Annotated in this window: 7 protein-coding genes; 5 read left to right on the top strand and 2 right to left on the bottom strand. The window is 53.3% G+C overall.

The window, feature by feature from the left end:
- Positions 1 to 79 precede the first annotated feature (79 nt).
- Together NLX71_RS23840 and NLX71_RS23845 are read right to left on the bottom strand one after the other, a co-directional pair.
- A complete protein-coding gene (locus NLX71_RS23840; protein ID WP_254366281.1) occupies positions 80 to 1,048 on the bottom strand; it encodes a quinone oxidoreductase family protein in 969 nt (322 codons plus the stop codon).
- Between the two features lie 98 nt (positions 1,049 to 1,146).
- The gene (locus NLX71_RS23845) at positions 1,147 to 2,037 is read right to left on the bottom strand and encodes a LysR family transcriptional regulator (RefSeq protein ID WP_254366282.1); all 891 of its coding nucleotides are present in this window, start codon (positions 2,035 to 2,037) and stop codon (positions 1,147 to 1,149) included.
- 143 nt (positions 2,038 to 2,180) lie between these two features.
- Here NLX71_RS23845 and NLX71_RS23850 point away from each other — a divergent pair, with 143 nt between their 5' ends.
- From NLX71_RS23850 to NLX71_RS23870, 5 genes are all read left to right on the top strand, one after another.
- Positions 2,181 to 3,248: a branched-chain amino acid aminotransferase gene (locus NLX71_RS23850; protein WP_254366283.1), complete on the top strand. Its 1,068-nt coding sequence runs from the start codon at positions 2,181 to 2,183 to the stop codon at positions 3,246 to 3,248.
- 120 nt (positions 3,249 to 3,368) lie between these two features.
- Complete coding sequence (locus NLX71_RS23855) at positions 3,369 to 3,659, top strand: DUF6509 family protein (RefSeq protein ID WP_254366284.1); 291 nt, start codon at positions 3,369 to 3,371, stop codon at positions 3,657 to 3,659.
- 209 nt (positions 3,660 to 3,868) lie between these two features.
- Positions 3,869 to 4,333, top strand: coding sequence for a YiaA/YiaB family inner membrane protein (locus NLX71_RS27150; RefSeq protein ID WP_254366285.1), 465 nt, complete (start codon positions 3,869 to 3,871; stop codon positions 4,331 to 4,333).
- 196 nt (positions 4,334 to 4,529) lie between these two features.
- Positions 4,530 to 5,735, top strand: a complete 1,206-nt coding sequence (locus tag NLX71_RS23865; RefSeq protein WP_254366286.1) for a macrolide family glycosyltransferase — start codon at positions 4,530 to 4,532, stop codon at positions 5,733 to 5,735.
- An 899-nt stretch (positions 5,736 to 6,634) separates the two neighbouring features.
- Positions 6,635 to 6,922, top strand: coding sequence for a hypothetical protein (locus NLX71_RS23870; RefSeq protein ID WP_254366287.1), 288 nt, complete (start codon positions 6,635 to 6,637; stop codon positions 6,920 to 6,922).
- Positions 6,923 to 6,986 lie beyond the last annotated feature (64 nt).

Raw genomic sequence — 6,986 nt, forward strand, 5'->3', positions numbered from 1 at the left:
AAATTTGTGGATAAGCAAGTATTGCGCCACGCGTCAGGTGACTTGGGTCTGTAAGCCGTATGTTTAGCTGCAAACGGTGTTAACTTCTGACGTCGAGCAGCACTTTCCCCGTGCTTTGGCGGCTTTCCACCCACTCGTGGGCTTTGGCAGCTTCGGCCAATGGAAAGCGTGCGCCGATCTTGATCGTCAGGCGTCCGTCTGCCAAGTACGGCAGCACCCGCTCGGCGACGCCGCGCAGCAGGTGGGGACGCTTGCTCCGGGTCGTGCCCAAGCTGAACCCGAGGACGGAACGGCAGCTTGCATGCAGGTCCGAGGTCTTGATGTTCCCCGCAGGACCGCCCGAGTTGCCGAAATGGACCAGACGGCCATAAGGAGCCAGGCAGAGCAGGCTTTGCTCTGTTACAGTGCCCGCGATCGAGTCCAAGATGACGTTTACGCCTTCCCCGTTCGTCAGGTCGTTGACCTGCGCGGCAAAATCTCCCTGCGCGTAAGAGAGCACATGATCCGCGCCCGCCTCCAAAGCGATGCCCGCCTTGCTCTCGCTGCCGACGGTTCCGATCACCTTCCCCGCGCCCAAGAGCTTCGCCAGCTGGATGGCCGTCGTGCCGACGCCGCCTGCCGCCGCATGGATCAGGACGGTCTCGCCCGCCTCCAGTCTGGCAATGTCCGCGAGCAGCTTATACGAAACGATCGGGCAGGCGGCCGCCGTATCGAAGCTAAGGCTGTCCGGGATGGCGAACGTCAAATTTTCGTCCGCCGCGATATATTCGGCATAGGAGCCGTGATGAGGAAAAGCGATGACGCGCTGTCCGACCTGCAGCTGCCGGACCTCGGACCCGATCTGCTCGACCGTCCCGGCCGCATCCAGTCCCGGAATGAACGGGAGATTCCCGCCCTTTTTCCCGTATCTCGACTTGATATCGGCAAAATTGACACTGGTCGTCTCTACGCGGATCAACACTTGGTTCGGGCCGATGCCCGGCTTATCGACGTCCATGTAGCTCATGTGCTCCGGACCGCCGAATTGCGTTACGTGAATGGCTTTCATGGCTTGCTTCCTCCTCTGTGAACAGATGACAAGGATGACTTCGCCGGGCCGCCGGAAAATTCCTTTATAGGTTTGAGTGGCGCGAAGACGATCGGCCGCTACTCCAGAAAATGATCAATAAAGCGGCGGGCGGCTCTGGACAAATAGCGGTTGTTCAGCCATAGAATGCCGACGTCGGATTGAAAATCGGCATCGGACAGCGGAAGTGTTCGGATCGACGGGAGAGGGAACGCCGTCATGACGGATTTGGGCAGCACCGTTGCCCCGAGTCCGGCCGCGACCATGGCGATAATGACCGCGACGCTGGAGCACTCGCAGATGATGCGCGGCTCAAAGCCGTGACGGCGGCACTCGGTGACCACCTGGTCGTGCATGCCGGTTGTCCGGTCCGTTTTGAGCGTCAGAAACGGGAAGTCCGCCAGCTCCTGCATGCGGATCGTCTCCCGCGCCGGGTCCGGCAGCCACTTGCCGGGGATGACGACGACGAACGGATCGGATGGCAGCGGTCGTACCGCATACGACTGCGACTCGGAGGAAGCCTCGAAAGGGAGCCGGGCGACGATCAGTTCGATACTCCGCTTCTCCAATTGCTCTCCAAGGAGGAAATGATCGCCTTCCCAGATGCGGAAAGTCACCTCCGGGTACTTTTCCCGGAACGTCTCGATGCGCCGGGGCAGAAGCGAGATGCACGAGACGACCGCGCCGATGGACAGCACGCCTTGGACGCTCTCGTCCAGCTCCTTCACTTCCTGCATCGATTCATTGAACTGATGCAGCAGGCTTTCCGCCTTCTGCCGCAGCAGCTCTCCCGCATGCGTCAGCCGCAGCCGTTTGCCGTCCCGGTCGAACAAGGTTACTCCAAGCTCCTCCTCCATCAGCTTGAGCTGCCGGCTGAGCGGAGGCTGCTCCATGTTCAGCGTCTTGGCCGCGCGGGTAATTTGTCCTTCCTTCACAATGGCCAAAAAGTATCTCAGTTGACGCAAGTCCATCACCGGACGCTCCTTTCATTCATACCTTCAAGGTATCGTTCTCCAATAAAACAGATATTTTCAATATATCGGAAGAACTGATACCATTCAACTATTGCAATAAGATACAATAAGAATAAACCTTTGAAGAGGAGATGCGAAGAATGGCCCTTACTATTGAAGTGGAGCTGACTCAGGCTCCAAAACAAAAGCCCGATGTTAGCCGAGTCGGGTTTGGAACCGTATTCACAGACCACATGTTTATGATGGATTATGAGGAAGGCGACGGGTGGCATTCTCCCCGGGTCGTGCCGTACCAGTCGATCACCTTGGACCCGGCCGCGAAAGTGTTTCATTACGGTCAGACGGTATTCGAAGGGCTGAAAGCGTACCGTACGGCGGATGGACGCATTCTGGTGTTCCGCCCGGATCAAAACTTCAAGCGCTTGAACCATTCGAACGACCGGATGAGCATTCCGAACCTGGATGTGGAACTTGCGCTGGAAGGACTGAAGAAGCTGGTCCAAACGGACCGGGACTGGGTACCGGAAGTCGAGGGCACCTCGCTGTATATTCGTCCGTTCATCATTGCGACGGAGCCCGTACTGGGCGTTGCTGCTTCGAAACGGTATATCTTCATGATCATCATGTCGCCGGTCGGAGCGTACTATGCCGAAGGCATCCGTCCGGTCAAAATCCATGTCGAGTCGGAATTCGTCCGCGCCGTCCCAGGCGGAACCGGCAGCGCGAAGACGGCAGGAAACTACGCCGCAAGTCTCAAGGCGCAGGAGGAAGCCGCGCTGGAAGGGTATTCGCAGGTGCTGTGGCTTGATGGTGTGCATAAGAAGTATGTGGAAGAAGTCGGGAGCATGAACGTCTTCTTCAAGGTCAACGGGACGGTCATCACCCCGGCGCTGAACGGCAGTATTCTGAAAGGGATCACGCGGGATTCGATGATTCAATTGCTGCAAAGCTGGGGCGTTCCGGTCGAAGAGCGTCCGGTCAGCATCGAAGAGCTGTACGAAGCGCACCGGGCGGGCACGCTTGAGGAAGCGTTCGGTACAGGAACGGCAGCGGTTATCTCTCCGGTTGGCGAGCTGAATTGGCGCGGCGAGAAGCTGATCATCAACGGCGGCGAGACCGGCGAGCTGTCCGCGAAGCTGTACGAGACGCTCACCGGCATCCAGAGCGGGAAGCTCGAAGATAAGCTCGGCTGGATGGTGCAGGTGTAGGTTCGGGACGGGATGAAATGTTCATGGTTCATTTCTCGGCGGCATAAAGCCTTTCTCCGAATTTCGTGTATAATATAAAGGTTCGGAATAAAGGTTCGGCGGTTGAGAAAGGATGATACCATGTTCACCATTACTGGTTACAGCGTAGAGCTGGTGAAAGACCCGTTCGGCATTTTGTCCGGCAAACGGTACGAGTTTATACTGGATATCGAAGTTGAAGAGGATGACGAGCTGTACTCCGAGCAGGGGTTATATGTCCGCGTCATTTACAGTGTGAATGAGGACCAGGCCAGCATCGTGAAGCACGAGATTTTCGAGCGGACGACGCAGCAGTTGCTCGATTTTGAATTGGAAGACGACGAGCTGGAAGTGGTCAAAGCTTTCTGCGAGGAGCATGTCGGGAAAGTGTAGTAAGAAATACAAGAAAAGCGCGCGGCGTAACAACGTCGGCGCTTTTTTTCCGTTGATATGCCTTTGGCTTTAGAGAAAGTACTAGATGAAAATAAGCCTTTTCACATGGGAATCGGTAAGCTAATATATCTGTAAAAGACAACCAATTCTAACGACGAACTAAGGCTCCGCGTACTAGTCGTTCGTAACCTCAAGAGGAGTGTCCGCCCATGTACCCAAAATATCAAAAACGTAATACCACAGCTTTTACCGCAGCTTCTTACTTCGCACTGGCCGCAGGCATATTTCTATATTGTCTCGGCATCTACAATGCGGATTGGGAATTAAACGTAAAAGGGTACTACTTGCTATGTATGTTCTTAATTATCATCACAAGTATCGCGACGCAAAAGGTGGTCCGGGACAATACCGAGGATAAGGAGTTAAGAAGCGAAAATCCTAAGCACCGTATGCGTAACACTCCCGCTTTCACCGGAATGGCGGTCGCAGGGTTGATCATCGGATTCGCTATGTTTTTCATCGGATTGTTTAACGCGCCGTTCGAGCTGAACGTAAAAGGCTACTATATTGCCGTTATACTGCTGATTTCCTATAGTGCGATCGGGGTACAAAAGGTGACCCGGGATAACGCCGAGGACAAAGAGATGATGGATAATCATAATTTGAATGGATAACTCCATAGCTATATTTTAAACCCGCCTGCACGATAGGCGGGTTTTTCCGACTTCCGCACAATGTTAAACCGGCGGCGGCTTCCCGGGTTTGGGCAACGAAACATGAATCCTTTGGCATTTCCCATACAAGATGAAAAAATGATAAAATGGAATATAGTACCAAAATATTGAGGGGACGAAGGAGGCTGAATGAATCGTGGCACGGATTTTATTTATGAATGGCGGGGCGGAAGGACATGTGAACCCGACGGTAAGTGTCGTGCAGGAGCTGGTCCAGCGCGGAAATGAGGTTGTTTATTTCACGACGGAATATTTCAGGGAGCGCTTGGAGAAGGTAGGGGCCGAGGTGCGCACCTATGATTTTCACCGTTTCTTCGAGGGGTTTTTAAAGCACGGTATCCATCCGCTCGACAGAGTCAACGGTATGCTGGAGGGGGCGGAGGCTCTTATTCCCTATGTCTTGGAAGAGGCCAAGGCCAAACCGTTCGATTATATCGTTCACGACTCCATGTTCGGGGGCGGGCGGCTGATGGCTCATTTGCTGCAATTGCCGGCGATCAACTCCAGCTCGTCTTTTGCGATGACGGCAGCGCATTTTAATCATTTTATCGAGCGTCTGGATGCCTTTGTTCCTTCCGGTCCGTCCGAGCAGCAGCAGGCACAAGCGGATTTCGACCGCTTGACGGCCAAGCTCCGGCGCGACTATGGCTACGTCATCCATTCGCCTTATGAGGCGTTCTTCAACCCCGAGCCGCTGACGATCGTATATACCTCCCGATTGTTCCAGCCCAAAGGAGAAGACTTTGACGATAGCTACAAATTTGTAGGCCCTTCCGTGTCCGCACGTCTGCATGGAGAGCTCGAGATGCCTGAGCTTGCGGGGAAGTCCGTCATTTACATTTCGCTGGGGACGGAGTTCAACAAGGATATTGACTTTTACCGAAGTTGTTTTGAAGCGTTCGGCGGTTCCGGCAATACGATCGTGATGTCGGTCGGCCGGCAGACCGAGATCGAGTCGCTCGGCGCCATCCCGGACAATTTTATCGTCCGTCCTTATGTTCCTCAGCTTGAAGTGCTTCAGCATGCCCGTTTGTTTATTACCCACGGGGGCATGAACAGCACGAACGAAGGCTTGTCTCACGGACTGCCGCTGGTGCTGGTCCCGCAAGGAGCCGATCAACCGAGGGTGGCCGAGCGTGTTGCCGAGCTTGGAGCGGGCGTCGCGCTTGAGAAAACGGAGTTGACGGCCGACCTGCTGCGCGATATGGTGAACCGGGTGCTGGAGACGCCTTCCTACCGCGAAGCAGCAGCCCGGGTGGGCGAATCTTTGCGTTCGGCAGGTGGGGCTCGGCAAGCCGCGGACGAAATCATGAAGTACGTCTCGCAGGTAAACGTAGGGTGAGGCGCTTGAATGTTTAGTAGAGGAACAGGGAGAACTTGTTATAATCGAAAAACCCACCGCGTAATAGGTTGACCGCCTACGGTGGGTTTCGCTGAACTAAAATTTTGTTTTAGCGCGCCGTGGTGATCCACAGCCTTTCAGGTCCTAAGAGTCTTTACCGTTCCAGCGGTGAAGGCTCTTTTTTAGTATACGGATGAACTCGATTTTCTTATGCAGTTGCTTTCTAAACAACATTGACGTTGTCTTTATTTTATTACGGCATGTTGCGTTACGCAACAAATAAACTCCAATGCTCCGCCATTAGTTTCCTCAAGTAGTTGAACGTTCGGTCAATTTTCGATAAAATGAGAACACGCGTAATTTATGGAAGAAGGACATCATAAGAGGGAAGTGTGAACAAAATTGAAAAGTAATTATATGATTTTTGCCAGTATGTATCGTTATACTAGTACGCCGTCAATACTAAAATAGTGGTCAGCCGCGGCTTCGATGTATGGAAATGCGTCGTTCACACCTCACAGATTAAGCGTTGAAGGCGTACTAGTGCACGATGGCTGAATTATCCAATGGCTATAAATCTATGATATACTGGGAAGCAAAAGATTCATAGGACAGGATGGATATACCATAAATAAACAAACAGCGATTAAAATCATACTCAGCGAACGGCAACGAAAGGAGCTGGAGAAGATGGCAGTGCAGGCGTCTCTCCTGATCGAAAATATGTAGCGCTGGCAGACGACAAAGAGATTCGTGTCCTAATCGAGCCGGATCGTAAGCTCAACGGTACTGTAGCCGCTCGTTATGAGTGGGCTGCGCTGCAGCGGCAAATAAAAGAGATTTTACCACAATACGAGTCACTCGCCGATGCTGAAATGCCTGCAAGAAGCCTTATAAAAATGGTTCCTTTCGCAAACGGACAGTCTCTCTTGCTCGTATCGAGCGGGGGAACCTTTCTTGTGGAGCAGGAGCATGTGACTCTACTCCATCCCGATCCGGCTATATACGAAGATGATGAGGATGAAGACGAGGAAGACCGCTATATCGGTGATGCCATGACGCATGGGGCAGTGTCGCCGGACAATCGCTGGATTGCCTTCGTCAGCCAGTGCAGTGATCATTTGCTGTTCAATATCAAGGAACGGGTCGTTCATGAGATCGTGCCTGTATCCAGTTACAGATCTTAGCCGAGAAAGCCCTTGCCTTTAGGCATGGGATGAATCGGCTTAGGACAAGGGCTGTCTTTAGACA

The sequence above is a fragment of the Paenibacillus sp. MZ04-78.2 genome (assembly GCF_024213375.1).
GTDB lineage: Bacteria > Bacillota > Bacilli > Paenibacillales > NBRC-103111 > Paenibacillus_G.